The sequence below is a fragment of the Roseateles sp. GW821-FHT03B02 genome (assembly GCF_059421025.1).
Window position 1 is genome coordinate 204,405 of sequence record NZ_JBWKUV010000007.1, and the last position, 25,359, is coordinate 229,763.

General features: G+C 67.6%; 21 protein-coding genes, 1 tRNA gene and 1 pseudogene. 16 read left to right on the forward strand and 7 right to left on the reverse strand.

The window, feature by feature from the left end:
- The first annotated feature begins 40 nt into the window (after positions 1–40).
- From AC07VX_RS19275 to AC07VX_RS19330, 12 genes are all read left to right on the forward strand, one after another.
- Positions 41–2,365, forward strand: a complete 2,325-nt coding sequence (locus tag AC07VX_RS19275; protein ID WP_493165894.1) for a Tex family protein — start codon at positions 41–43, stop codon at positions 2,363–2,365.
- A 172-nt stretch (positions 2,366–2,537) separates the two neighbouring features.
- Positions 2,538–4,775, forward strand: a complete 2,238-nt coding sequence (locus AC07VX_RS19280) for a TonB-dependent receptor plug domain-containing protein (RefSeq protein ID WP_493165893.1) — start codon at positions 2,538–2,540, stop codon at positions 4,773–4,775.
- Between the two features lie 61 nt (positions 4,776–4,836).
- Positions 4,837–5,925 (forward strand): patatin-like phospholipase family protein, encoded by a 1,089-nt coding sequence (locus AC07VX_RS19285; protein ID WP_493165892.1) that lies wholly within the window; start codon positions 4,837–4,839, stop codon positions 5,923–5,925.
- Between the two features lie 180 nt (positions 5,926–6,105).
- Positions 6,106–8,013 (forward strand): threonine--tRNA ligase, encoded by a 1,908-nt coding sequence (gene thrS / locus AC07VX_RS19290; protein ID WP_493165891.1) that lies wholly within the window; start codon positions 6,106–6,108, stop codon positions 8,011–8,013.
- A 69-nt stretch (positions 8,014–8,082) separates the two neighbouring features.
- Positions 8,083–8,628: a translation initiation factor IF-3 gene (gene infC, locus AC07VX_RS19295; RefSeq protein WP_132570088.1), complete on the forward strand. Its 546-nt coding sequence runs from the start codon at positions 8,083–8,085 to the stop codon at positions 8,626–8,628.
- A gap of 119 nt (positions 8,629–8,747) precedes the next feature.
- Positions 8,748–8,951, forward strand: a complete 204-nt coding sequence (gene rpmI, locus AC07VX_RS19300) for a 50S ribosomal protein L35 (protein WP_025564002.1) — start codon at positions 8,748–8,750, stop codon at positions 8,949–8,951.
- A gap of 27 nt (positions 8,952–8,978) precedes the next feature.
- Positions 8,979–9,335, forward strand: a complete 357-nt coding sequence (rplT, locus tag AC07VX_RS19305; RefSeq protein WP_025564000.1) for a 50S ribosomal protein L20 — start codon at positions 8,979–8,981, stop codon at positions 9,333–9,335.
- An 86-nt stretch (positions 9,336–9,421) separates the two neighbouring features.
- A complete protein-coding gene (pheS, locus tag AC07VX_RS19310; RefSeq protein WP_493165890.1) occupies positions 9,422–10,465 on the forward strand; it encodes a phenylalanine--tRNA ligase subunit alpha in 1,044 nt (347 codons plus the stop codon).
- Positions 10,466–10,478: 13 nt separating this feature from the next.
- The gene (gene pheT / locus AC07VX_RS19315) at positions 10,479–12,908 is read left to right on the forward strand and encodes a phenylalanine--tRNA ligase subunit beta (RefSeq protein ID WP_493165889.1); all 2,430 of its coding nucleotides are present in this window, start codon (positions 10,479–10,481) and stop codon (positions 12,906–12,908) included.
- A 21-nt stretch (positions 12,909–12,929) separates the two neighbouring features.
- Positions 12,930–13,301, forward strand: a complete 372-nt coding sequence (locus AC07VX_RS19320; protein ID WP_025563996.1) for an integration host factor subunit alpha — start codon at positions 12,930–12,932, stop codon at positions 13,299–13,301.
- A gap of 35 nt (positions 13,302–13,336) precedes the next feature.
- Positions 13,337–13,855 carry a MerR family transcriptional regulator gene (locus AC07VX_RS19325; protein WP_493165888.1) on the forward strand — a complete coding sequence of 173 codons (519 nt, stop codon included), beginning with the start codon at positions 13,337–13,339 and terminating at the stop codon, positions 13,853–13,855.
- A 35-nt stretch (positions 13,856–13,890) separates the two neighbouring features.
- Positions 13,891–13,967 (forward strand) — tRNA-Pro (locus tag AC07VX_RS19330).
- Positions 13,968–14,258: 291 nt separating this feature from the next.
- Here AC07VX_RS19330 and AC07VX_RS19335 read toward each other — a convergent pair.
- Both AC07VX_RS19335 and AC07VX_RS19340 read right to left on the reverse strand, forming a co-directional pair.
- Positions 14,259–14,399, reverse strand: a complete 141-nt coding sequence (locus AC07VX_RS19335) for a hypothetical protein (protein WP_493165887.1) — start codon at positions 14,397–14,399, stop codon at positions 14,259–14,261.
- An 8-nt stretch (positions 14,400–14,407) separates the two neighbouring features.
- A pseudogene (locus AC07VX_RS19340) lies at positions 14,408–14,536 on the reverse strand (type II toxin-antitoxin system RelE/ParE family toxin); the annotation flags it as partial.
- 11 nt (positions 14,537–14,547) lie between these two features.
- Here AC07VX_RS19340 and AC07VX_RS19345 point away from each other — a divergent pair.
- Positions 14,548–15,447 (forward strand): DNA/RNA helicase domain-containing protein, encoded by a 900-nt coding sequence (locus AC07VX_RS19345; protein WP_493166088.1) that lies wholly within the window; start codon positions 14,548–14,550, stop codon positions 15,445–15,447.
- 232 nt (positions 15,448–15,679) lie between these two features.
- Here AC07VX_RS19345 and AC07VX_RS19350 read toward each other — a convergent pair whose 3' ends face one another.
- Positions 15,680–16,006 carry a helix-turn-helix domain-containing protein gene (locus AC07VX_RS19350; RefSeq protein WP_493165886.1) on the reverse strand — a complete coding sequence of 109 codons (327 nt, stop codon included), beginning with the start codon at positions 16,004–16,006 and terminating at the stop codon, positions 15,680–15,682.
- Between the two features lie 101 nt (positions 16,007–16,107).
- Here AC07VX_RS19350 and AC07VX_RS19355 point away from each other — a divergent pair, with 101 nt between their 5' ends.
- Genes AC07VX_RS19355 through AC07VX_RS19365 form a run of 3 tightly spaced genes read left to right on the forward strand, consistent with a single transcriptional unit; the run spans position 16,108 to position 18,253 of the window.
- A complete protein-coding gene (locus AC07VX_RS19355; protein ID WP_493165885.1) occupies positions 16,108–16,701 on the forward strand; it encodes a hypothetical protein in 594 nt (197 codons plus the stop codon).
- 5 nt (positions 16,702–16,706) lie between these two features.
- Positions 16,707–17,201 carry an RNA polymerase sigma factor gene (locus AC07VX_RS19360; protein WP_493165884.1) on the forward strand — a complete coding sequence of 165 codons (495 nt, stop codon included), beginning with the start codon at positions 16,707–16,709 and terminating at the stop codon, positions 17,199–17,201.
- A 56-nt stretch (positions 17,202–17,257) separates the two neighbouring features.
- On the forward strand, positions 17,258–18,253 hold the full coding sequence (locus AC07VX_RS19365) for a FecR family protein (RefSeq protein ID WP_493165883.1): 996 nt from the start codon (positions 17,258–17,260) through the stop codon (positions 18,251–18,253).
- Positions 18,254–18,396: 143 nt separating this feature from the next.
- Here the strand turns inward: AC07VX_RS19365 and AC07VX_RS19370 are convergent, their stop codons facing one another.
- From AC07VX_RS19370 to AC07VX_RS19385, 4 genes are read right to left on the reverse strand one after another with little or no spacing between them, the layout of a single operon-like run.
- Positions 18,397–19,242 carry an efflux RND transporter periplasmic adaptor subunit gene (locus tag AC07VX_RS19370; RefSeq protein WP_493165882.1) on the reverse strand — a complete coding sequence of 282 codons (846 nt, stop codon included), beginning with the start codon at positions 19,240–19,242 and terminating at the stop codon, positions 18,397–18,399.
- A complete protein-coding gene (locus AC07VX_RS19375) occupies positions 19,239–21,284 on the reverse strand; it encodes a preprotein translocase subunit SecA (protein WP_493165881.1) in 2,046 nt (681 codons plus the stop codon). Before AC07VX_RS19375 ends, AC07VX_RS19370 begins: the two co-directional genes overlap by 4 nt.
- On the reverse strand, positions 21,277–23,469 hold the full coding sequence (locus AC07VX_RS19380; RefSeq protein ID WP_493165880.1) for a hypothetical protein: 2,193 nt from the start codon (positions 23,467–23,469) through the stop codon (positions 21,277–21,279). Before AC07VX_RS19380 ends, AC07VX_RS19375 begins: the two co-directional genes overlap by 8 nt.
- Positions 23,451–25,322: a GAF domain-containing protein gene (locus AC07VX_RS19385; RefSeq protein WP_493165879.1), complete on the reverse strand. Its 1,872-nt coding sequence runs from the start codon at positions 25,320–25,322 to the stop codon at positions 23,451–23,453. Before AC07VX_RS19385 ends, AC07VX_RS19380 begins: the two co-directional genes overlap by 19 nt.
- Positions 25,323–25,359: the final 37 nt, after the last annotated feature.

Here is a 25,359-nt window from a genome sequence, read left to right on the forward strand (position 1 = left end):
GCGTATTTCACAGGGCGCCAGTACGGCGCCCTTTGCTTTTGTGGACCCCATCGTTGCCCAGATTGCCGCCGAGCTGAAGGTTCGGCCCGCCCAGGTTCTAGCCGCCGTCGAACTGCTGGACGGCGGGGCCACCGTGCCCTTCATCGCCCGCTACCGCAAGGAAGCCACCGACGGCCTGGACGACATCCAGCTGCGCGAGCTGGAAGCCCGCCTGGCCTACCTGCGCGAGCTGGCGGACCGCCGCGAGGCGGTACTCAAGAGCATTGCCGAGCAAGGCAAGCTGACGCCGGAACTCGAAGCCGCCATCAAGGCCGCACCGACCAAGCAGGAGCTGGAAGACCTCTACCTGCCCTACAAGGTGAAGCGCCGCACCAAGGGCCTGATCGCCCGCGAGGCCGGGCTGGAGCCGCTGGCCGACCAGCTGTTCGCCGATCCGTCCCTGGAGCCGCTGGCCGCGGCCGCGGCCTTCATCAACGCCGAGGCCGGCTTTGCCGACGCCCACGCGGTGCTGGACGGCGTGCGAGACCTGCTCAGCGAGCGCTGGGCCGAGGACGCGGTTCTCGTGGGCAAGCTGCGCGAATGGCTGTGGGCCGAGGGACTGTTCCAGAGCAAGCTGATGGACGGCAAGAACGGCGAGCTGCCGGACAACGCCAAGTTCCGCGACTACTTCGACTACGCCGAGCCCATCCGCAGCGTCCCGTCGCACCGGGCCCTGGCCGTCTTCCGCGGCCGCACGCAGGAACTGCTGGACGCCAAGCTGGTGCTGGACGAGGAACCCGTCGCCGGCCAGCCGGGCCTGGCCGAAGGCCGCATCGCCTCGCACCTGGGCTGGCGCCACGCCAACCGCCCCGGTGACCCGCTGATCCGCAAGACCGTCGCCTGGACCTGGAAGGTCAAGCTGTCACTGAGCCTGGAGCGCGACCTCTTCGCCCGGCTGCGCGAATCTGCCGAAGCCACCGCCATCAAGGTGTTCGCCGAGAACCTGCGCGACCTGCTGCTGGCCGCACCGGCCGGCAAGCGCGTCGTCATGGGGCTGGACCCGGGCATCCGCACCGGCGTGAAAGTCGCCGTGGTCTCCGACACGGGCCGCGTGCTCGACACCTCCACGGTCTACCCTCACGAACCCCGCCGCGACTGGGACGGAGCACTGCACACGCTGGCCAAGCTCTGCGCCACCCATGGCGTCAACCTGATCGCCATCGGCAACGGCACCGCCAGCCGCGAGACCGACAAGCTGGCCGGCGAGCTCATCAAGAAGCTGCAGGCGCTGGATGCCAACGTGAAGATCGAGCGCGTGGTCGTCAGCGAGGCCGGTGCGTCGGTCTACTCGGCGAGCGAGTTCGCTTCCAAGGAACTGCCCGACCTGGACGTGTCGCTGCGCGGAGCCGTGTCCATCGCCCGCCGCCTGCAGGACCCGCTGGCCGAGCTGGTCAAGATCGACCCCAAGAGCATCGGCGTGGGCCAGTACCAGCACGACGTCAACCAGAGCGAGATGGCCCGCGCGCTGGACGCCGTCGTCGAGGACTGCGTGAACAAGGTGGGCGTGGACCTGAATACCGCATCGCAGGCTCTGCTGGCCCGCGTGTCCGGCCTGTCGGCCTCGGTGGCCAGCAGCATCGTGCGCTGGCGCGATGCGAATGGCGCGTTCAGGAACCGCCAGCAGCTGCTGGACGTCACGGGCCTGGGGCCCAAGACCTTCGAGCAGGCCGCGGGCTTCCTGCGCATCCGCGGCGGCGACAACCCGCTGGATCTCTCCGGCGTGCATCCCGAGACCTATCCGCTGGTGGAGAAGGCGCTGGCGCTGCTGAAGCGCCCGGCCGCCGAGGTCGTGGGCCGCAGCGAGGTGCTGCGCGCGCTCAAGCCCGAGCTGCTTGCCGACGAGAAGTTCGGCCTCATCACCGTGAAGGACGTGCTGGCCGAGCTGGAGAAGCCCGGCCGCGACCCGCGGCCCGACTTCAAGGTCGCGCGCTTCAATGACGGCGTCGAGGACGTCAAGGACCTGCAGCCCGGCATGCTGCTGGAGGGCACGGTCAGCAACGTCGCGCAGTTCGGTGCGTTCGTGGACCTGGGCGTGCACCAGGACGGGCTCATCCACGTCAGCCAGCTGAGCAACAAGTTCGTCAACGATGCCCGCGAGGTCGTGAAGACCGGCGACATCGTCAAGGTCAAGGTGCTGGAGGTGGACCTGGCCCGCCAGCGCATTTCGCTCACGATGAAGCTGGACGCCCAGGCGCCGCGCGGCCCCAAGCAGGACAACAGCTTCCGCCCGGCGGCCCGCAACGAGCGCCCGGGCGGCAGCGCCCGCGATGCCCAACCCGCAGGCGGCAACGCCATGGCCGCGGCTTTTGCCAAGCTCAAGCGCTGACACGGGCGCTGCCGGCCTGACCTTCGTCATTGCACACAAGTTTTGCCATCATCGCGGCCCGCACCACGGGCCGTCGCTTGACGCCCCGAAACCCGCAACCGGTCGCAGCAGCGCTGCGCCACGACAACGCTGCCGCTATGGTGCGCGCCGCCACGAACACCCGGAGTTCCTCTTGAAAACCCCCGCCCTCGCCTTGCTGCTTCTGCTCAGCCCCGCCCTGGTCCTGGCCCAGCAGGAGGTCGACCGCGCCGCCACCTCGCCGACGCCGAGCGGCAACAACCAGCTCGAACGCGTGTCCGTGACGCGCCAGCAGACCGACACCGACCTGCGCCGCCGCGAGCCCGTGGCCAAGCAGCTCTACGGACGCGAGGAGCTGGACAAGTACGGTGACACTCAGCTCTCCGACGTGCTCAAGCGCCTGCCCGGCATCAACGTCTCGGGCGGCCAGCTGCGCATGCGCGGCCTGGGCGGGGCCTATACGCAGATCCTCGTCAACGGCGAGCCGGCGCCCCCGGGGTTCAGCCTGGACAACCTCAACCCTGCTCAGGTCGAGCGCCTGGAGGTGAGCAAGGCTCCGACGGCCGACCAGAGCGCCCAGGCCATCGCCGGCACGCTGAACATCATCTTGAAGGACGCCCCGCGCGTCGTGCAGAAGGACCTGCGGCTGGGCGTGGCCTACGCGAGCGAGAAGCCCGTCATCAACGCCGGCTTCACCTACGGCGACCGGGCGCTGGGCGGCGTGGGCTTCGTCATCCCGGTCTCGGTCTACCAGTGGAACTTCAAGAACGAGCTGGACGGCGAGCGCCTGACCAACGCCACGCCGACCCCGCCGCTGCAGCTGCGCCAGCATGTCAGCAACGAGGGCCATGACCGCGCCCATGGCCGTGGCTTCAATGTCTCGCCGCGGCTGAACTGGAAACTGGGTGACGACGAGACGCTGACGCTGCAGGGCTTCTTCGTCAACAACCAGTTCCGCAACGAGGGCGCCAACACCGTCACCAGGCTGCCGGACAACGACCCGCTCTACACGCCGCGCACCATCGACGAGACGACGCGCAACCGCGGCACGTTCTCCGCGAACCGCCTCAACCTGCAATACAACAACCGATTCAACGAGGACCGCCGCATCGAGCTGCGCGCCGGCGCCGGCTCGGGTGGCGCCGACTTCAACTTCGACTTCGAAGGCCGCAACGGCGCCACGCCCATCTCCCGCACGACCACGGGCAAGAACCGCAACCACCAGGCGACGCTGGGCGGCAAGTACAGCCAGTACGCGGGTGAAGCCCACACCATCACGGTCGGCAGCGAACTCGAGCGCCGCGTGCGCGACGAGAACCGCACGACGATCGAGAACGGCGTCGAGCTGCTGCCCGGCATCGAAGGCCAGCCCTTCAATGCCACCATCACGCGCACGGCCTTCTACGCCCAGGACGAGTGGGAGATCAACAAGCAGTGGTCGGCCTACTTCGGCGTGCGCCACGAGCAGATCAAGACCGAGAGCGAAGGCAGCGGCAGTGTCGGCAGCAGCGACTTCCAGAGCACCAGCAAGGTCACGACGCCCCTGCTGCACCTGAACTTCAAGCCCGACCCCAAGGGCCGCGACCTGGTGCGCGCCAGCCTGACGCGCAGCTACAAGGCGCCTGATGTGCAGCAGCTCATCAACCGCCCGTCCATCAACACGACCGAGCCGCTGGCCCAGGGCAACACGCGCACCACGCCCGACCGCACCGGCAACCCCGCGCTCAAGCCCGAACTGGCCACCGGCCTGGACGTGGCCTACGAAAGCTACCTGCCGGCCGGCGGCCTGGTGTCGGTGGGCGTCTTCCATCGCCGCATCACGAACCTGATCCGAACCGACCAGCCGCGCCTGCAGACGGTGGCCTGGGCGCCGACGCAGCGCTGGGTCATCACCCAGATCAACCTCAGCAAGGCCACGACGCAAGGCCTGGAGCTGGAGGTCAAGGGCCGTGCCGGCGAGCTCTTCCCAAGCCTGTTCGAGCCGGCGACCGCGCTGTCCCTGCGCGCCTCGCTGAACCTCTACCGCTCCAAGGTCGAGGACATCCAGGGCCCCGACAACCGCCTGGAAGGCCAGCAACCCTGGCAGTTCAACTTCGGCGCCGACTACCGGCTCAAGAGCCTGCCGATCAACATGGGCTTCAGCGCCCAGATCGCGCCCAAGTTCAACGTGCAGCAGAGCGCCCTGCAGGCCCAGACCACTCTGCCGGCTCGTTCGATGGACGCCTTCGCCGCCATGCAGGTGACCAAGCAGGACGGCGTGCGCCTGAGCGTGAACGGCCTGTTCCAGCCCAAACAGGGCACGCGCGTGACCTACACCAGCCTGCAGGACTTCGTGCTCAACGAGCGCAAGCCCGTCGCCTGGTGGGCGGTGAACTGGGAACACAAGTTCTAACCGTGCTCGACGTCCCGGCCGCGTCATCCGGCGCGGCCTGTCTCCGCTATCTTTTCGGGCAATGAACTCCCCCGCCCTCCAAGTCTTTGCCGGCCCGGCCGCCCAGGCGCGCCTGGCCGAGCGCGGCCTGCGCGCCGAGGACATCGGCCTGATCCCCGCTGCAGCGGGCGGCCCCAAGGGGCTGATCCTCAACGGCCTGGACCGTTTCATCTTCGGCGACTGGCTGGCGCAGAGCCGCCAGACCGTGCACCTCGTCGGCGCCAGCATCGGCGCCTGGCGCATGGCCACGGCTGCCCTCTCCCACCGCGACGTCGGCCCGGCCTTCGACACCATGGCCGAGGCCTACGTGACCCAGGAGTACGACGTGCTGCCGGGTGAGAAGCGGCCACGACCCGAGGGCGTCAGCAAGCGCTTCGGCGAGATCCTCGGCGAGATCTTCCAGGGGCATGAGTCGGAAGTGCTGTCCCATCCGCGGCTGCGACTGCACGTCGTCACGTCGCGCGGCCGCGCCGGCCTGCTGGCGCGTGAAGGCAAGCTGCGCACGCCGCTCGGTTACCTGGGCGCCTTCGCAGCCAATGCCCTGTCGCGCCCGCTGCTGGGGCGTTTCCTGGAACGCGTCATCTTCTCGGACCCACGCGACCGCCTGCCGCTCAAGCTGGGAGACTTCACCACCCGAGAGGTGCATCTGTCGCGCGCCAACCTGCGCGGCGCCCTGCTGGCCAGTTGCTCCATTCCCTTCTGGCTGCAGGCCCAGCACGACCTGCCAGGCGCGCCGCGCGGCGCCTACTGGGACGGCGGCATCACCGACTACCACCTGCACCTGGACTACCGCGCGCTGCAGGGTTCAGGCACGCCGCTGGTGCTCTATCCGCACTTCCAGCGCCAGGTCGTGCCCGGCTGGCTGGACAAGGCGCTCAAGCACCGCCACCGCTCGACGGCCTTCCTCGACAACGTCGTGTTGCTCTGCCCCTCGCCCGAGTTCATCGCCGGACTGCCCGGTGCCAAGCTGCCCGACCGCAACGACTTCATGGCCCTGGATGCCGCCGAGCGCCGCCGCCGCTGGCGCATCGCGGTGTTGGAGAGCCAGCGCCTGGCCGACGAATTCGCGGCGTTGACGCAGCGGGACACTCTCCGGGCGCTGAGCCTTTAGAATCGTGGCTCCCTCCCCTCACAAGAGCGAGAAAGGCACCCTGGTTATGACACCGCGAACTACGACCTCCTTCACAGGTACCTAGTCGGCCGCGGCTCGTCACGCCAGTCCTTTTCGGACTTCACCAATCAAGCGCGGCAAGTGGCCGCGCTTTTTTGTTTGTCGCTCTCGGAGCACCCCATGATCTCGATTCAACTCCCCGACGGCTCGCGCCGTGAATTCCCGGCCCCGCTGTCCGTCGGCGACGTCGCCGCCAGCATCGGTGCCGGCCTGGCCAAGGCCGCCCTGGGCGGCAAGGTCGACGGCAAGGTCGTCGACCTCTCCCACGTCATCGACCGCGACGTCCAGCTGTCCATCGTCACGGACAAGGACGAAGACGGCCTGGACATGATCCGCCACTCGACGGCCCACCTGCTGGCCTATGCCGCCAAGGAGCTCTACCCCGACGCCCAGGTCACGATCGGCCCGGTCATCGAGAACGGCTTCTATTACGACTTCTCCTACAAGCGCCCCTTCACGCCCGAGGACCTGGCCGCCATCGAGTCCAAGATGACCGAGCTGGCCCGGAAGGACGAGAAGGTCGTGCGCCGCGTGCTGCCGCGCGACGAGGCGGTGGCCCACTTCAAGGCCATGGGCGAGGCCTACAAGGCCGAGATCATCGGCAGCATCCCGGCCGACCAGGACGTGTCGCTGTATGCCGAAGGCAAGTTCGAGGACCTGTGCCGCGGCCCGCACGTGCCGTCCACGGGCAAGCTCAAGCACTTCAAGCTGATGAAGGTGGCCGGCGCTTACTGGCGCGGAGACCACCGCAACGAGATGCTGCAGCGCGTCTACGGCACGGCCTGGGCCACGAAGGACGACCTGCAGAAGTACCTGACGATGCTGGAGGAGGCCGAGAAACGCGACCACCGCAAGCTCGGCAAGGAACTGGACCTGTTCCACATCGACGAGCACGCCCCCGGCGTCGTCTTCTGGCACCCCAAAGGCTGGACGGTGTGGCAGGAGGTGGAGCAGTACATGCGCCGCGTCTACCGTGACAACGGCTACCAGGAGGTCAAGGGCCCGCAGCTGCTGGACAAGACGCTGTGGGAGGCCACGGGCCACTGGGACAAGTACCGCGACAACATGTTCACGACGGAATCGGAAAAGCGCGACTACGCGCTCAAGCCGATGAACTGCCCCGGCCACATCCTGATCTTCAAGCACGGCGTCAAGAGCTACCGCGACCTGCCGCTGCGCTTCGGCGAGTTCGGCCAGTGCCACCGCAACGAACCCACGGGCGGCCTGCACGGCATCATGCGCGTGCGCGGCTTCACGCAGGACGACGGCCACATCTTCTGCACGGAAGACCAGATCCTGCCCGAGTGCGTCGCCTACACGGCCCTGCTGCAGAAGGTCTACAAGGACTTCGGCTTCACGGACATCATCTACAAGGTCGCGACGCGCCCGGACGCCCGCATCGGCTCCGACGAGGTCTGGGACAAGGCCGAGCACGCGCTGATGGAATCGCTGCGCGCCTCGGGCGTGGACTTCATCATCGCCCCGGGTGACGGCGCCTTCTATGGCCCCAAGATCGAGTACACGCTGAAGGACGCCCTGGGCCGCCAGTGGCAGTGCGGCACGATGCAGGTCGATTTCTCGATGCCGGGACGCCTGGGCGCCGAGTTCGTCGACGAGGACGGACTGCATAAAAACCCAGTCATGCTGCACCGCGCAATCGTCGGCAGCCTGGAGCGTTTCATCGGCATCCTGATCGAGCAACACGCCGGTGCCCTGCCCGTCTGGCTGGCCCCGACGCAGGTCGTGGTGGCCAACATTACCGATTCCCAGGCCGATTACGTTGCGGAAATTGTGAAATCGCTGCAAAAACAAGGGCTTAGGGCCTCAGCCGATTTGCGCAACGAGAAGATCACCTATAAAATCCGCCAGCATTCCATGCAAAAGCTGCCGTACATCCTCGTCGTAGGCGACAAGGAAAAGGCGAACGGCAGCGTTGCGGTACGCGCCCGTGGCAACCAGGACCTCGGTGTGATGCCCCTGCAGGACTTCCTCGACAGGATCTCCGCAGACATCACCAACAAGGTCTGAAACGCCATCCAGGGCGCGCTTTGTTTTGTTTGGGCTCCTCGCCTTGGGGCCCGTTGAAAGGTCTACACCATCGCTACGTTTGCCGACCGTCGTGCGATTCCGGAGCGCAAGCACCGGTTGAACCGCGAAATCATGGCTCCCGAAGTCCGTCTGAACGGTCCCGAGAATGAACCCATCGGGATCGTCAGCATCCAGGAAGCCCTGCGTATGGCGGGCGACATGGATGTGGACCTGGTCGAGATCTCCGCCACCGCCAATCCGCCGGTCTGCCGGTTGATGGACTACGGCAAGTTCAAATACCAGGAGCAAAAGCGCGCCGCCGAAGCCAAGGCCAAGCAGAAGATCATCGAAATCAAGGAAGTCAAATTCCGTCCGGGCACGGACGAAGGCGACTACCAGATCAAGATGCGCAATCTGCGCCGCTTCATCGCCGAGGACGGCGACAAGGGCAAGGTGACGCTGCGCTACCGGGGCCGTGAGATCACCCACCAGGACATCGGCATGCGCCTCCTGGAGCGGATCCGCGACGAACTGGCCGATGTGGCGGTGGTCGAGAACATGCCGAAGCTCGAAGGTCGGCAGATGATCATGGTCCTGGCGCCCAAAAAGCGCTGAGACCCGAAGAGTTCAACCGGTCGGTTTGGTCACTGGCCGGTTCACAAGTCTCCTGAGGCCAACAAGCGCGTCGGAATCTCCGTCGCCGCCCCAGGGACACACTTAGAAGGAGCATTCACATGCCCAAAATGAAGACCAAGAGCAGCGCGAAAAAGCGTTTTCGCGTTCGTCCGGGTGGCACCGTCAAGCGCGGTCAGGCGTTCAAGCGCCACATCCTGACCAAGAAGACCACGAAGAACAAGCGTCACCTGCGCGGCGCTGTGAACGTGCACGAAACCAACATGGGTCACATCGCTCAGATGCTGCCCTTTGCTGGTCTGTAATCCCACCAACGACTCAAGGAGAAACACATGCCTCGCGTCAAACGTGGTGTAACCGCTCGTGCCCGTCACAAGAAGGTCCTGGCTCTGGCCAAGGGCTTCCGCGGTCGTCGTAAGAATGTCTTCCGCATCGCCAAGCAGGCGGTGATGAAGGCAGGCCAGTACGCCTACCGTGACCGCCGCACCAAGAAGCGCGTCTTCCGTCAGCTCTGGATTGCCCGTATCAATGCCGCCTCGCGTGGCCTGGGCCTGTCCTACAGCAAGTTCGTGGCGGGTCTGAAGAAGGCCCAGATCGAGATCGACCGCAAGGTCCTCGCCGATCTGGCCGTGAACGACCCGGCTGGTTTTGCCAGCATCTTCGCCAAGGTGAAGGCCGCGCTCGCCTGATTGCGAATCATCCCGACTCGTCGGGATACGCAAACTTTTGAGGGCCGGCCCCACTGGGTCGGCCCTTTTTCATTTCCGATTTCCGAATGTCTGATCTCGACGCTCTTCTTGAAGCGGCCCGCAGCGACTTTGCCGCCGCCCCGACGCCCGCCGAACTCGAAAATGCCAAGGCGCGCTTCCTCGGCAAGTCCGGTCGCGTGACCGAACTGATGAAGGGCCTGGGCGCCCTCAGCATCGAGGAGAAGAAGACCCGCGGCGCCGAGATCAACCAGACCAAGGTGGCCATCGAGGCCGCCCTGACAGCCCGCCGCGACGCCCTCGCCGCCGCCGAGCTCGAAAAGCAGCTCAAGGCCGAGGCCCTGGACGTGACACTGCCCGGCCGTCAGCGCGGCACCGGTGGCCTGCACCCCATCACGCGCGCCATGGAGCGCATCGAGTCCATCTTTGCCTCCATGGGCTTTGACGTGGCCGACGGTCCCGAGATCGAGACCGACTGGTACAGCTTCTCGGCGCTGAACAACCCCGAGAACCACCCTGCCCGCTCGATGCAGGACACGTTCTACGTCGACATGAAGGACGAGAACGGCTCGTGGCTGAACCTGCGCCCGCACACCAGCCCGATGCAGATCCGCTACGCCCAGGCCCATGCCAAGCGTTATGCCGGTCAGGAGACGATGCCTGAGATCCGCGTCATCGCGCCGGGCCGCACCTACCGCGTCGACAGCGACGCCACCCACTCGCCGATGTTCCATCAGGTCGAAGGCCTGTGGGTGGGCGAGAACATCTCGTTCAAGGACCTGAAGGCGGTCTACCTGAACTTCATCACCGCCTTCTTCGAGACCGACCAGCTGCAGCTGCGCTTCCGGCCCAGCTACTTCCCCTTCACCGAGCCCAGTGCCGAGATCGACATCATGTTCGAGAGCGGCCCGCTGAAGGGCCGCTGGCTGGAGGTGTCGGGCTCCGGCCAGGTGCACCCGCAGGTCATCCGCAACATGGGCCTGGACCCCGAGCGCTACATCGGCTTCGCCTTCGGCTCCGGCATCGACCGCCTGGCCATGCTGCGCTATGGCGTCAACGACCTGCGCGCCTTCTTCGACGGCGACCTCCGCTTCCTCTCGCAGTTCAAGTAATCCGACGACCGATATGCAATTCCCCGAGTCCTGGCTGCGCGAGTTCTGCAATCCGCCGCTGTCCACTGAAAAACTGGCCGAACTGCTGACCATGTCCGGCATGGAGGTCGAAGAGCTGCGCCCTGTCGCGCCGCCCTTCCACGGCATCGTCGTCGCCGAGATCCTCGAAGCCGAGCAGCACCCCAATGCCGACAAGCTGCGCGTGTGCAAGGTCAACGCAGGTGGCGCGCAGCCGCTGCAGATCGTCTGCGGCGCACCCAACGCCCGCGCCGGCATCAAGGTGCCGCTGGCCACGGTCGGCGCCGAACTGCCTCCGGGCGAAGACGGCAAGGCCTTCAAGATCGGCGTCGGCAAGCTGCGCGGCGTCGAAAGCTTCGGCATGCTGTGCTCGGCCCGCGAGCTCAAGCTGAGCGAAGACCATGGCGGCCTGCTGGAGCTGGCAGCCGACGCCGTCATCGGCGAAGACATCCGCAAGCACCTCGCCCTCGACGACACGCTTTTCACGCTGAAGCTGACGCCCAACCTGGGCCATGGCCTGAGCGTGTTCGGCGTCGCCCGCGAAGTGGCCGCGCTGACCGGCTCGCCGCTTCTGAAGGCCGAGTTCCCGGCCGTCAAGCCGACGCTCGACGACAAGCTCCCCGTGCGCATCGAGGCCAGCGACCTGTGTGGCCGCTTCTCGGGCCGCATCGTCAAGGGCATCGACACCAAGGCGAAGACGCCGGCGTGGATGGTGCAGCGCCTGGAGCGCTGCGGCCAGCGCTCGGTGACGGCTCTCGTGGACATCTCCAACTACGTGATGTTCGAGTACGGCCGCCCGTCGCACATCTTCGACTTGGACAAGATCACCGGCGAGCTGGTCGTGCGCTGGGGCAAGGCCGGCGAGCAGCTCAAGCTGCTGAACGGCAACACCATCACGGTCGACGAGAAGGTCGGTGTCATCTCGGATGCTCGCGAGGTTGAGTCCCTCGCCGGCGTCATGGGCGGCGACCACACCGCAGTGTCTGACGACACGCGCAACGTCTACGTCGAGGCGGCCTTCTGGTGGCCCGAGGCCGTCATGGGGCGCGGGCGCCGCTACAACTTCTCGACCGACGCCGGCCACCGCTTCGAGCGCGGCGTTGACGCCTCGCAGACCGTCGAGCACATCGAGCGCATCACCCAGCTCATCATCGACATCTGCGGCACGCCCGACACCAAGGTCGGCCCGATGGACGACCAGTCGCCCAATGTGCCGTTGCGCCAGCCCGTGGCACTGCGCGTTGCCCGTGCCGCCAAGGTCATCGGCATGCCGCTGACGCAAGCGCAATGCGAAGGCGTGTTCACGCGCCTGGGCCTTCCCTTCACATCCGCTGACGGCGTGATCACGGTGACCCCGCCAAGCTGGCGCTTCGACATCCTGATCGAGGAAGACCTCATCGAGGAAGTCATCCGCGTGCTGGGCTACCCCACGCTGCCGTCCACGGCACCGCTCGCGCCCATCGTTGGCCGCACGCGTTCGGAAAGCCGCCAGGCCACGCATGCGCTTCGCCGCGCCGTCGCCGCACGCGACTACTTCGAGACCATCAACTTCAGCTTTGTGGAAGAGCGCTGGGAGCGCGAGCTGGCCGGCGTCGCCGACCCGATCAAGCTGCTGAACCCCATCGCCGCACCGCTGTCGGTGATGCGCACCAGCCTGATAGGCAGCCTCGTGCAGGTATTGCGCCACAACCAGGCCCGCCGCGCCACGCGCGTGCGCGTGTTCGAGCTGGGCCGCGTGTTCAAGCGCGACGCTGGTGTGACCAGCGGCCCGCTGAGCGTGGCCGGCATCGAGCAGCCGCTGCGCCTGGGCGGCCTGGCCTGGGGTCCGGCCGATCAGCAGCAGTGGAGCCAGCGCGACCGCGCCGTCGACTTCTTCGACGTCAAGGGCGACCTGGAAGCCCTGTTCGCGCCGCAGACGCTGACCTTTGAAGCCGCAGAGCACCCGGCCCTGCACCCGGGCCGCAGCGCCCGCGTGAAGCTGAACGGCGCCACCATCGGTGTCGTCGGCGAGCTGCACCCGCGCTGGCGCCTGGGCTATGAGATCACGGGCAGCGCGCCCATCGTCTTCGAGTTGGAACTCGACGCTGCGCTGACGCGCACGCTGCCGCAAGGCCAGCCCCTGCCGCGCCAGCAGGCCGTGCAGCGCGACCTGGCCCTGGTCGTCAAGGACAGCACGCCGCATGACGCGCTGATGGCCACCATCGCCAACGCCGGTGGCGCGCTGCTGCGCTCGGCCCGGCTCTTCGACGTCTTCAAGCCCGCCGCCGGTGCCAGCACCGACCTACAGGCCGATGAACGGTCTCTGGCCGTGCGCCTGGAACTGCTCGATGACGAAGCCACGCTGACCGACGAGCGCATCGATGCGGCAGTAGCCGCCATCGTGGGCGCGGCCGGCACCCAGCTCGGCGCCCGACTGCGCGGCTGACCCCAAGGAACAGGAACACGAATGGACGCGAACGACGCCAAGAAATCCGAAGCCGCTGCGGTCGTCATCGGCAGCCTGGAAACGCCAACGCTGACCAAGGCGGAACTGGCCGAACTGCTGTTCGACAAGCTCGGCCTGAACAAGCGCGAGTCCAAGGACATGGTCGAGGCCTTCTTCGACATCCTGCATGACAGCCTCGTGAAGGGCCAGGACGTGAAGCTCTCCGGCTTTGGCAACTTCAACATCCGCCGCAAGGCGCCTCGCCCGGGCCGAAACCCGCGAACGGGCGAGTCCATTCCCATCAAGGCGCGCAACGTCGTCACTTTTCACGCCAGCCACAAACTCAAGGGGGTCGTGCAAGGCGATGCGCCAGCCGGGGAAGACTTCGAGTAGAGTCTGCCTTCCCCTCGCGAACTTGTTGATTTGCAATGGAAAAGGCGCTTCCCGCCATCCCCGCCAAACGTTACTTCACCATCGGTGAGGTGAGCGAGCTGTGCGGCGTGAAGCCCTACGTGCTGCGCTACTGGGAACAGGAGTTCACCCAGCTCAAGCCCATGAAGCGACGCGGCAACCGGCGCTATTACCAGCACCACGAAGTGCTGCTGATCCGCCGCATCCGCGACCTGCTCTATGACCAGGGCTTCACGATCAGCGGCGCACGCAACCAGCTTAGCGAGGGCCTGCCGCCTGCAGCGGCACAGAATTTCCGCGACGAGGCCGAAGCCGCACAGGCGCTCGAAGCCCTCGACGATGACGACGACATCGACCTGCCGGATGACCTATCGCAGCTGCCTGCCCCTCGGTTGACGAGTCCGCATATCCATGCGCAACCGCTGAAGGCTGCAGAAGCCTCAATGACGTTGCCAGTGCTCGCCCTCGATCCTCTGACATCGCTGGAGCAGGTGCGCACCGAACTTCTCGCGATTCGGGCCAGCCTTTTGAGCTGAGGCCTGGATTTCTAGGTTATACTGCTTGGCTCAGTCGGGGCGTAGCGCAGCCTGGTAGCGCACTTGCATGGGGTGCAAGGGGTCGCGAGTTCGAATCCCGCCGTCCCGACCATTTTATTGAAGTAGATCAACGGGTTACGTCGCAAGGCGTGACCCGTTTTTCCTTTCTCACCTGCCCTTTTGTCCTGAGGGATATACGAAGGGATATACCGCTGAAATGCTCAGACGTCTCCGTGTCCATCGACGGATGCCCTGTCAGCGGAAGAAGTCTCTCGACTCGAGGGCCGGCGCACGCGAGATGGCCATCTCCATCCGCCGCAGTGGCATCGCCCTGCCCCTCATGCGGAAGGTCGTCGAGATGATCATGGAAAGCGCTGCGTGCGCTTACCGAACGCGGAGCGCCTCAGCCCTTGTGCAGACTGTCGCCAAAGCCCGAGTCGGCTCGCGGGCAACTGTTGTGTCGGTCCCCAGCCCTGAGCTTCGCCCGGGCGTCGATCGCGGCCCGATAGATGGCCTTGGCCTGCTCCATCGACAGATCTTGCATCGAGCCTCCTAGTGGTAGTCGTCTTCGAGCTGGTGGCGCACCGCACCGACCACGACATTGGCGTCGTCCATCACTTCGAACAACGCCACGTAGCCGCTTCGCCCGAACGAGATGATCAGCTCACGCAGGAACGGGCTCCGGCGCATACATCGCCGAAAAGCACGATGCTTTCGACTTCCTGGTGGTCGACGAGGCCCACCGTCTTAACGAGAAGTCAGGCCTGTACGGCAATCTGGGTGACAACCAGGTCAAGGAGCTGATCTCCGCCGCCAAGTGCACGGTCTTCTTCCTAGACGAGGACCAGCGCGTCACGCTCAGCGACATTGGTTCCAAAGAGCTGATCCGCAGATTCGCCGCCGACAAGGGCGCCGAGGTCGAGGTGTTGGATCTGGCCTCTCAGTTCCGTTGTGCTGGCTCGGACGGCTACCTCGCCTGGCTGGACCACATCTTGGACATCCGAGAAACCGCCAACCCGACCCTGGACGGCGACAGCTTCGACTTTCAGGTTTTCGACGACCCTGAGGCGATGCACGCCGCCATCGAGGCGCAGAACGGGCAGAACAAGGCGCGGGTGGTCGCTGGCTATTGCTGGCCCTGGGCCAGCAAGCGCGATCCCGGCGCTTTCGACATCGAGATCGGCGACGCTTACCGCCGGCGCTGGAACCTGGACCAGGATGGCAGCCTCTGGATCATCGCGCCCAACTCCATCAAGGAGGTGGGCTGCATTCACACCTGCCAAGGTCTAGAGGTGGACTATGTCGGCGTCATCATTGGCCCCGACCTCGTGGTCCGCAACGGTCAGATCAAGACTGACGCGACAGCACGAGACCGTCATGACAAGTCGATCAAGGGGTTGAAGTCATGGTTGCGCCGTGACCCTGTCGAAGCTGCAGCGACGGCGGATCTGATCGTCAAAAACACCTACCGCACGCTGATGACCCGCGGCATGAAGGGCTGCTACGTCTACTGCACCGACCCAGAAACGCGAGAGCACCTTCGCCGGATCTCCAAGGTAGCAACTACTCCCGCTGACGCCTCGGGCGACTGACCGGCGAATCGCCTTGCCGCGACGCCACCTCTTTCTGCGTCAGGCCTGCTTGCTTGCGGAATGCCTGCAGCAGCGAAGACAGTTGATCGGGCGTGCGGGCGACGAACTGCGACATACAGCTTATAGGCTATATATCCTATTTACAGCTTCTGATGTGTATTTACTGTCTGCGTATCGCAGACAGTAAATTCGGTAAACCGCCATTGAACTGTAGTTGCGGGCCGTCAACGAGCTAGGTTATCGACGCAAGTAGCTGGGCAGCACGACGCGCCCGTTGGGCTGGAGGGAGCTGGTGAAGGGCCTGCAATAGATTAGCAACCTCATCGTCTTCGCAATAGAGATACGGTAGCGACACGCCGAGAGCCTCCGCGATCAGCCTTGCAGTTGCAACGGCCGGCTCATGAACGCCCAACTCGTACCGGCTGATCCTCGCCCGACTGCTGGACTCATCAATACCGATAAGCACGCCCACCTTCTCCTGAGACCAGCCCAGCGCCTCTCGCCGCGCGCGCATTCGCCGCCCGACAACAGTTTTTTCTGAACTCTCCTCCACTTTCATGTCACGAGTCTCGTAACAGGCGCATAATTCGTCGTCACGAAATACGTGACAACAGCCGGGGGCTGATGCCTGGTGCGTTGCGGCCTTAAGGAGAGCGATCTATGTCCTACTTCTTTTGGGATTCCACCCGCTGGATCGGCAGCGCCCTCTGCTGCCGCTACACGGTTGTGCAGTTCGGCAAACTCCGGGTTCCGATGCGGATCAAAGGGTCGCTCACCACTGCCGAATGGCACTGGGCGCTGGGCCTCTTTACGGATGGCCGGCTCCAGGTGTTCGGCACCTGGCGCGAGGAAGGCCCAGCGACGGCTCAACGCATCGCTGCGGACCTTCACGACCGCGGGTTGGAGCGGGTCACGGCACTTGCTGCCGGCGAGAGCTTGGTTGGCACCATGAAGGCACTACGCCCCAAGGTCTGCGAGCACACTGTGGCCGAGCTTGTCGAGTCCGGCACCCTCAGCTCACGCATGCGACGGGCCATCCGTTGGACCGACGCTGCCGCGCACCGATTGCAGGAGCGCATGTCGCGTGCTGTGAAAACGCATGGCCCATTCGTCGATCACGCAGCGGCGGCCGACTTCATCGCGCGGGCTTTCCAGCGCGCAGACCGGGATTTGCTGTCTGATTACCGGGACCGTGTGACGCCGGCCCCCTACGGCGCCGGTGCCGCACCTGCTGTCATGGCGCGAGCCGCCTGATCACCATGTCTGCCCGGCTCGTGAAGAACTGGCAGGACATCCTGGCAACGGTGAAGGGAGCGCTGCGGCGTCGCGGCCGTACCGAGCACGAAGCGGAGGACATGGTGCAGGAAGCATGGCTGCGCCTGGTCCGCTACGAGGAAGGGCGCCAGCCCGTCGAAAAGCCCGAAGCCTTTCTGATGCGCACGGCGCTGAACCTGTCCATCGATGAACACCGTCTGTCCGTGAGTCACGGCGAGCAGGTTCTGCTGGAGCACGTGGTGCTGGTCGACACCACGCCGTCGGCAGAGGCCGTGCTGCTGGCCAAGGAGCGCATGGCGCGTCTGGCCGAGGGGGTGGGTCGGCTAAGCCCAAAAACCCGTGACGTCTTCCTGGCGCATCGGATCGATGGCCTGCCTTATTCCGAGATCGCGAAGCTCCACGGCATCGGCGTCACGGCCGTGCATCAACACATTGCCAAGGCGACACTGCGACTGACTATTTGGATGGAAGGTTGGTAGCTGTGCAGCCGCCGGACGCCTCCGGGACGCCGGGGGCATGCGACAAATCGCCACTCGTGACCCAGGAAATCCTGGCAGAGGCTGCCGTGTGGCTGGCGCGGCTGCATGGTCCCGGCCGGTCACGCGCAATGCAACGTGAATGCCTGGCCTGGCAGGCGCGGTCTGCCGCACATCGTCTCGCCTTCGAACGCAGCACGGACATCTGGCAGGACGTCGCGGGCGTGCGGCGCTCTCACATCCCCGATGCAACTGCCGACGATCAGGCGCACAGGAAAGGTGCCGGGATGGGTTGGCACATGGCGCTGGCCGCCGCAGCACTTGGCTGCGCGATGACATTTGCCTTGAGTCTTCGGCCCGATGGCGCGTACAGCACCGGCGTGGGCGAGCAAAGGCTCATCATCCTGGACGACGGCAGCCGGATGACGCTGAACACGTCCACCGACGTCCGCGTGAAGCTCACGGACGGGCTGCGCGCGGTGACGGTGGAGCGCGGAGAGGCACTGTTCGAAGTCGCCAAGGATGTCGATCGGCCCTTCATCGTCAGCGTGTCCGACGCCAACGTCGTCGCCACGGGGACGGCCTTCCTGGTTCGATCCATGCCACCAGCCAGGACGGGCGCTGACGTCTTCGACGTAACGCTGCTTGAAGGTCAGGTGATCGTGCAACGCTCGGGCGGCGCCTTGCAGAGCGCGTTAAGCACCCCGGTGGTCATGGCGCCCGGCGACCGTTTGCGCGTGGACCAGGCGATCAACCAGACCGGGCATGCATCGCCCATGGGCGCGCGTCTGGACCGCCCCAAGCTCGACTCGCTGCTGGGTTGGAAGCGCGGTGTTGCCGTGCTCGATGACGTCACGCTGATCGACGCAGGCGTTGACATGAACCGATACAGCAAGGTGCAAATCACGGTCACCGATTCGGACGTCGTGAGGAAGCTGCGGGTCAGCGGGGCATACCGCACTGGCGACAACGAAGCCTTCGCGCAAGCGGTGGCACAACTGCATGGCTTGGTAGTGAACGTGCGTGACGGTGGGCTGGAGCTGGCCAGCAAGTAGCGACCAGAGTGATGGCCTCTCGCGCTGGACAAGCCTGGCGCCTGTTCCTACCGGCTCCGAGGGGCCGGGCTGGCCGCCGAAACAGCCGATCCCGAACCGGGCCCTCTGCTGATCAGCAAGGCCCGACCCATCGGCACGCGGGCTCAGGGCCGCGACCGGGCAGGCGCCGCCACGCCGTCGATGCTGGCGAGGCAACGGGAACCGCCAGGCACCTTGTCGCCGGGATTGGACACCTCCAGGCGCGCGACGAAGGTAGCGCTGGCGGCGTCGATGACACGGTCGACGCTTCGCACGGTGGCGCTGAAACTGCCACCGCCTACGGTGGCGCGCACCGTGGCCTTGCTGCCCGGCCTGACCTTGCCAAACAGCACGGCGGGCAGCGCAACGTCGGCGCGCATCGGGTCGATCTGCGCCACCTTGAGCACAGGCTTGCGGCCACTGCCGGACTCGGCCAGTTCGCCGACATTGAGCATGCGGTCGATCACGACGCCGTTGAACGGGGCCGCCACCGTGCGCAGCGACAGCTGCTCCTGGGCGCGCAGCAGCTCAAGCTTGGCGAGTTCGCGGTTTTCCAGCGCGCTTTGCAGCTCAGCGTCGGCCAGGCGCTTCTCGGCATGGGCCTCATCGCGTGCCTGGGCCGACGCGAAGTTGTCCTTCTCCAGGTCAGCCAGCCGGGCCAGGCGCCGACCGGCGTAGTCGATGCGGTTGCGTGCCGAGTTGATCTGCCCCTCCATCACGGAGCGCTGGCGCGCCAGCTCGACGGCCACCCGCTCACCCTGGGACTGCAGCTCCATCAGCGCCTGGCCGCGGCGAATGCTGTCGCCGCGGCTGACATTGATGGCGGAGATGATGCCCTCGACCGAGGTCCGCACTTCGATCACCTGCCAGGGCTCGAGCAGGCACTCGTAGCCCGTCTCCGCCGCCTGCGCCAGCACGGCCTGCGCCGAGGCCCACAGGCTCAGCGCCAATGTCAGACGTCTTGTCGTCATTCACCCCTCCCGGAAAACGCCAGCACGGCGGCAAGCCGGCGGTCGTGCTTGAGACTGGCCGCGCGCGCGCCACGGCTGCGCGACTCGGCCGAAGACTGAGCGACGCGGCGCAAGGCCCACAGCAGCCAGGCTGGCAGGTCGCCGCGCAGCGCCAGCCAGCGCCCTGCCCACTGCGCCATGCGCGGCGCGTGCACCCGAAAGACCTCGTCATCGAGCGCGACGATGGCCGCACCGCTGCCGGGGTCGCCCTGGCGCGCGGCGCGACCGAAGAGTTGGCGGTCGATGCGCGCGGAATCGTGGTATTCGCTCAGGATGACGTGCAGGCCCCCGCGCTCGGCCACGCCGGGCGCGAGCGCGATGTCGGTGCCGCGGCCAGCCATGTTGGTGGCCACCGTCACGGCCCCCACGGCGCCGGCGCGCGACACGATGTCGGCCTCGTCGCGGTCGTGCTTGGCGTTCAGCACCACATGCGCGATGCCGGCCGCCGTCAGCCGGGCCGACAGCTGTTCGGAGGCCAGCACCGTGCGCGTGCCCACCAGCACGGGCTGGCCACGCCGCAAGGCGGCCTGCACGCTGGCGACGACAGCGTCCCAGCGCGCGCTGCCGTCACGCAGGCAGCGCGGCGCCGCGCGGAGAGCCTGAGAAGGCCGATTGAGCGGCACGCGCCACACCGGCAGGTTGTAGACGCGGCCGATCTCGGCGGCCACCTCGGTAGCGGTGCCGGTCATGCCGGCCAGGCGCAAATAGCGGCGGAAGAAGCGCTGGTAGGTGATGCGCGCTAGCGTGACGCGCTCGCCCGTGGACTCCAGGTTTTCCTTGGCCTCGATCATCTGGTGCAGGCCCCGCTCCCAGGCGCGGTCGGCCATGACGCGGCCGGTGGATTCGTCCACGATCTGCACCTTGCCGTCGGCAACGACGTATTGCTGATCGCGGTGGTACAGCCACAGCGCGGACAGGGCCTGGGTGACTGCCTCGGTGCAGGCGCGGCGCGTGACGTCGGCCGGCAGCGAGCCGCCCGCGGGCACCACGGCGCCATCGTCCAGCGCGGCTTCGACGCGTTCGCGGCCCAGTTCGCTGAGGCGCACGCGCATCAGCGCGCGTTCGACCTCGAAATCTTCGCCCGCCCGCAGTTCGGCGGCCAGGGCCAGCGCCCAGCCGACGAGCTGGCTGCGCTCGCCGCCCGGCACCGTGGCGGACAGGATGAGGGGCGTGCGGGCTTCGTCGATGAAGACGCTGTCGGCCTCGTCGACGATGGCGAAGGCTAGGCCGCGCAGCACGGTGGCCGGACCGGCGCTGCCACCTTGCGGGCCGGCAGCCAGGGCCACGGCCCGGTGCAGCGGACTGGCGCGGTCCCCCAGCGCGGTACGGTCGCGCAGGTAGTCGAATGTCAGCTCCTTGTTGCTGCAGTAGGCGATGTCGCCACCATAGACGACACGCCGCTGCTCGCGCGTGAGCTCGTGCACGATGGCGCCGCAGCGCAGGCCGAAGAAGGCATACAGCGGCGCCATGGCCTCGGCGTCGCGTGCCGCGAGGTAGTCGTTCACAGTCACCACATGCACCGGCAGGCCCACCAGCGCAGCGGCGCACACCGGTAGCGTGGCGGCGAAGGTCTTGCCCTCGCCGGTGGCCATCTCCGCCAGCGTGCCATGCAGCAGCAGCCAGCCGGCATGCACCTGGCTGTCGTAGTGGCGCTTGCCCAGCACGCGGCCCGCCGCCTCGCGCAGCAACGCGAAGAAGGCGGCCGTGGCCTCGGCGCCGAAGTGGCTGCGGCGCATGTCGTGGCGCAGCGCAGCGGCGCGCTGGCGCAGCTGGGCATCGTCCAGCGCAGCCATCGCAGCCTCATGGGATCGGGTCAGCGCCACGACGCGGCGCGCGCTGACCGCCTGGCCACCCGCGGCGCGCAGCAGCGGGCGCAGGCCGCCGTGCCACAGCCCCAGCGCCAGTTCGTCGTGCCAGGCAGGCGGGCGCTCGTCGCGCTCGGCATAGGGGCGCCCGCTGGCAAGGTCGCGCGGGCGCAGCCGCAGCAGGGCGGCTTCAGACATCGAAGTGGCGCAGGAAGAGGCGGCGCAGTGCCGGCCAAGCCTGCACGGCCAGTGGGGCGGGTGCGTGCGTGAAGCGCAGGTGCACGCGTTCGCCGTAGCGCAGCGCTTGGCCTGCCAGCCCGTCGACCTCGACATCGAGCTGGAACACGCGGTCCAGCGCGCGCAGGCCCTTGGGGTCACGCGGGTCCACGCCGATGACGCCGCCACCCGCGGGCGTCAGTGCCTGGCTGGGCAGTTCGTCGCGCCCGGCAGGCACCTGGCGCACCACCCGCCCCGCCCAGCCCTGCCCCGGCTCGCTGGCGCGGCGCACCTGCACCTGCAGGGTGGACGAGGTGACGGTATCCACGGCGGCCTGGTCCAGCACCACGCGCACCACTGGCAGCGCGTCGCCCAGCACATAGCCGATGACGGTGCCCTGCTTGAGGTGGCGCCCGGGCAGGTCGCCGGGCTGGGGGACGGTGAAGCGGCCCCGTGCGCCAGCGGCGGCCAGAAGGCCCTGGGACCTTTCGCGCGAGCGCTGCAGCGCGGCCTGCGCATGCTGGAGCTGGTCGCGCACCATCTCGGCCTTGGCGCGGTCGGCGACGAACTCGACCGCGTAGCTCGCCTCCAGCTCTTCCACCCTCGCCTGCAGCAGCCGCGCCTCGGCGTCGAGGGCGGGGTCGACGCTGCGCGCCAGCAGCGTGCCGGGCTCCACCAGCGCGCCGGGCGCAGCCTCGAACCTGCGGAAGAACCCGGACGCCCCGGCGCGCACGATGGACTGCTCGGGCAGCCACACCACGCCCTGCGCCACCGTACGGTAAGGCAGCGGCAGCACGCCCACCGCCAGCACCAGCACGGCGACAGTTGCGGCCAGCGTCAACCGCACGTGGCCGGCACGCTCGCGTGCCTCGGGCAGGGCCCGCAGTGCCTTGAAAGCCTTGAACAGCGGCGCCAGCGTCATCGTCGCCACCGCCCACAGCGCGAGCACCACGCCGACGAAGAAGAAGCGCGAGCCGATGAAGAGCGAGATGGCCAGCGAGACGAAGACGCGGTAGAGCGCCGAGCACAGGCCGTAGAAGCCATACCAGAGGCGCTCGGAGCGCGTGTGCGCGGGCGACTCCACGTCGCGCAGGCGCAGCAGGTAGCGCTGCAGCAGATAGCCCCAGTAGCGCGCCGACTGCGCCGCCAGGTTGGGCAGCTCGACGAGGTCGGCCAGGATGTAGTACGCGTCGTAGCGCAGCAGCGGATTGCCGTTGAAGATCAGCGTGGAGATGCCGGCGACGAAGAGGACGTTGAACAGCACAGCGCGCACCAGGCCGGGCTCCACGAGCAGCCAGGCGTAGAACGCCAGCGCGGCGATGAAGAGTTCCACCACCATGCCGGCGGCGCCCACCAGTGCGCGCTGCCAGCGCGAGCGCAGCACGTTGGCGGCCGACGCGTCCACATAGGGAACGGGCATCAGCACCAGCACCATGACGCCCATGTCGTGCACCTCGCCGCCGCCGGCGCGCGTGGCGGTGGCATGGCCCAGCTCGTGAAAGAGCTTGATGAACGGGAAGATCAGCGCCATCAGCAGCAGGTTGTCGGCCTGCAGCACGCGGTCGGACAGGTTGCCCGTGAGCTCGCCCCACTGCGACGGCAGCATCAGCGCCGCCGGGAGCACCACGGCCAGCCACAGCAGGCCGGTGCCACGGCTCCAGAGCCCGCGCCACAGCGCGACATGGCGGTCGAGGAAGCGCCCCGGGTCCCACAGCGGCACGCGGATGGCCATCGGGTTGACCCAGGAGCGCCGCCGCTTGGCCGCGGCCTCGCGCTGGCTGCGATCGAACAGCTCCAGTGCATCGGGCGGCACGTCGGTGGCCAGCAGGTCGGCGCCGTGCAACTGGCCCAGCAGCTGGATGAGCTCGTCCTGCGTGGGCGCGTCGTCGCCGAGTTTGTCGCTGGCGATCTCCCACAGCTCGCTGACGCTGCGCTGCCCATCCATGGCCGCCAGCACCAGCCGCGCCGCAGGGGTGAAGCGGTGCACGCGGCCGGAGGCCGGATCCTGCAGAAGGTACCAGACCCGCCCGCGGTAGCGATGCCGGTGCAGCCGCGCTCGGGCCACCAGGCGCGGGCGCAGGTCCGCCACGCGATACCAGAGACTGCTTTGCAGCGGCGCGTCGAGCATGGCCGGCCGCACCCGCGCCCTCAGGGCGCCCAGCTCCACAGCGTCAGGCGCAGCCAGTCGACCAGGCCGTGGGTCCAGATCCACAGCAGGCTGCGCTGCCCCACCACCACCTTGGCGATGCCCTGCATGCCAGGGCGCAGCGCGGCGTCGACGGGGCCGTCGATGGCCGCCTCGACCGCGAACACGTTGTGCCCGTCCTGCTGTGTGGATACGGGTGTGATGCGCTTGACGCTGATGGGCAGCTTGCGGTCGGGCAGGCCCGACAGCACCAGCTCGCCGGTCTGGCCCAGCGCCAGCGGCGCGATGTCGCGGTCATCGACCTGCATCATCACGCGAAAGCCCCGCAGCGGCGCCACCTCGAAGAGCGTCTGCCCCGCCTGGGCCGGCGAGCCGATCTGCTGGCTGAGGTCGCCCGAGACGACCACGCCATCGAAGGGGGCCACCAGCGTGGTGCGCGCCAGGCGCTCTTCGGCCAGCGAGAGCTGAGCCTCGGCCTGGTGCACCTGGGCCGCCAGCACGCCCATGGAGGCGCGGTCGCCCTGCGCCTGCGCCACCTGGTAGCGGCGCTGCAGTTGCTCCCGCTCGGCGGCCCAGCGGGAGCGTTCGAGCTTGAGGTCACGGTCGTCCAGGCGCGCCAGCGCCTGACCCTCGCGCACGGTGTCGCCGGCCCTCACCATGCCCTCGGCCACGAAGCCGTCGAAGGGCGCCGCGGCAGCGATTTGCGTGGAGCCCTCGACCACCGTGCGCGCGGCGACGCGGTAGTCGACCTGCCAGAAGCCGATGAACAGCAGGGCCAGCGCCGCCAGCACGCCGGCCAGCTTGAGCCCCGGGTGCTGCGGCCCGCTGAACTCGCGCACGCCGCTTCGCGCCGCCTCGCGCCAGCGCGCCAGCACGCCGCGTTCGTTGGCACGCTGCAGGCCCCAGTGCGGCCCCAGCAGCACGGCCACGGCAGCCGCCTGCTGCACCTCGGCCTGGGTGAAGGCCGGGCCGGCGATGCGCTCCAGCGTCAGCACGCCCAGGGTCTGGCCCTGGTCGGGGACGGGCACCGACAGCATGACGGCCACGCCCAGCTGGCGCGCGCTGTCGGCATGCGCCAGCGCGCCCAGCGGCTCGTCGGCAGGCACGGGCACCTGCACCGGCACACCCAGGTCCAGCACCTCGTCCATGGCCTCGGCTATCCAGCGCACGAGGTCGCTGCGCGGGTCGAAGGTGGCGGTGTTGGACATCACCAGCGGCGCCACCTGCCCGCCCTGCTCGAAGCCCACCGAGACGCGGTCGCAGCGAAGGCGCTGGGCCAACTCGTTGGCCACCGACAGCGCCGACGGCTGCAGCTGGTGATGCTGCATGGCCGTGGCCATGATCTCGTTGAACAGGGCCGAGCGCGCCAGCTCGGCCTCGCGCTCGGCCAGCGCCAGCTGGCGGAAGTGATCCATCAGCCAGGCAGCACCCCAGTGGATGTCGCGCAGCGCCGTCTGCAACTCGGGCAGCGGGCCCGGGCCGATGTCGAACACCACGGCGCCGCACATCTGGCCGGCCACCTCGATCGGGTAGCCGACGTGGGCCAGCCCATCGGCGGCCGGCGGGCCGTCGCCGCCCGGCCCACTGACCACACCCTCGCGCCCCTGCAGCGCGCGCTGCGCCACGGCCGCGAGGTATTGCATGTCGCGCCGCGGGTCGGGCCAGACGGCGGCCACGCCGAAGCTGCCGGCGTCGCCCTCGCGCGTGAGCAGCAGTGCGGCCCGGGCGCGCTGGATGCGGGCAGCCAGCAGCGCCAGCCAGGCGGCATAGAGCTCGGCGGCGTCGCCGGGTGCGTTGAGGCTCGCCCAGGCCGCCGATTCGTGGCGCGCACGCTGTTCGTCGGCCAGCGAATAGACGGGGGCAGTGTTCTGCATCGGTCAGTCGACTTGACGGCGGCAGCCGCGTGGCAGA

Coding starts and splice junctions, on each gene's coding strand:
- AC07VX_RS19285 (WP_493165892.1), top strand. CDS start 4,837: ATGAACTCCCCCGCCCTCCAAGTCTTTGCCGGCCCGGCCGCCCAGGCG.
- AC07VX_RS19325 (WP_493165888.1), top strand. CDS start 13,337: ATGGAAAAGGCGCTTCCCGCCATCCCCGCCAAACGTTACTTCACCATC.
- pheT (WP_493165889.1), top strand. CDS start 10,479: ATGCAATTCCCCGAGTCCTGGCTGCGCGAGTTCTGCAATCCGCCGCTG.
- rplT (WP_025564000.1), top strand. CDS start 8,979: ATGCCTCGCGTCAAACGTGGTGTAACCGCTCGTGCCCGTCACAAGAAG.
- AC07VX_RS19375 (WP_493165881.1), bottom strand. CDS start 21,284: ATGTCTGAAGCCGCCCTGCTGCGGCTGCGCCCGCGCGACCTTGCCAGC.
- AC07VX_RS19370 (WP_493165882.1), bottom strand. CDS start 19,242: ATGACGACAAGACGTCTGACATTGGCGCTGAGCCTGTGGGCCTCGGCG.
- rpmI (WP_025564002.1), top strand. CDS start 8,748: ATGCCCAAAATGAAGACCAAGAGCAGCGCGAAAAAGCGTTTTCGCGTT.
- AC07VX_RS19320 (WP_025563996.1), top strand. CDS start 12,930: ATGGACGCGAACGACGCCAAGAAATCCGAAGCCGCTGCGGTCGTCATC.
- pheS (WP_493165890.1), top strand. CDS start 9,422: ATGTCTGATCTCGACGCTCTTCTTGAAGCGGCCCGCAGCGACTTTGCC.
- AC07VX_RS19335 (WP_493165887.1), bottom strand. CDS start 14,399: ATGCAAGATCTGTCGATGGAGCAGGCCAAGGCCATCTATCGGGCCGCG.
- thrS (WP_493165891.1), top strand. CDS start 6,106: ATGATCTCGATTCAACTCCCCGACGGCTCGCGCCGTGAATTCCCGGCC.
- AC07VX_RS19350 (WP_493165886.1), bottom strand. CDS start 16,006: ATGAAAGTGGAGGAGAGTTCAGAAAAAACTGTTGTCGGGCGGCGAATG.
- AC07VX_RS19360 (WP_493165884.1), top strand. CDS start 16,707: ATGTCTGCCCGGCTCGTGAAGAACTGGCAGGACATCCTGGCAACGGTG.
- AC07VX_RS19385 (WP_493165879.1), bottom strand. CDS start 25,322: ATGCAGAACACTGCCCCCGTCTATTCGCTGGCCGACGAACAGCGTGCG.
- AC07VX_RS19355 (WP_493165885.1), top strand. CDS start 16,108: ATGTCCTACTTCTTTTGGGATTCCACCCGCTGGATCGGCAGCGCCCTC.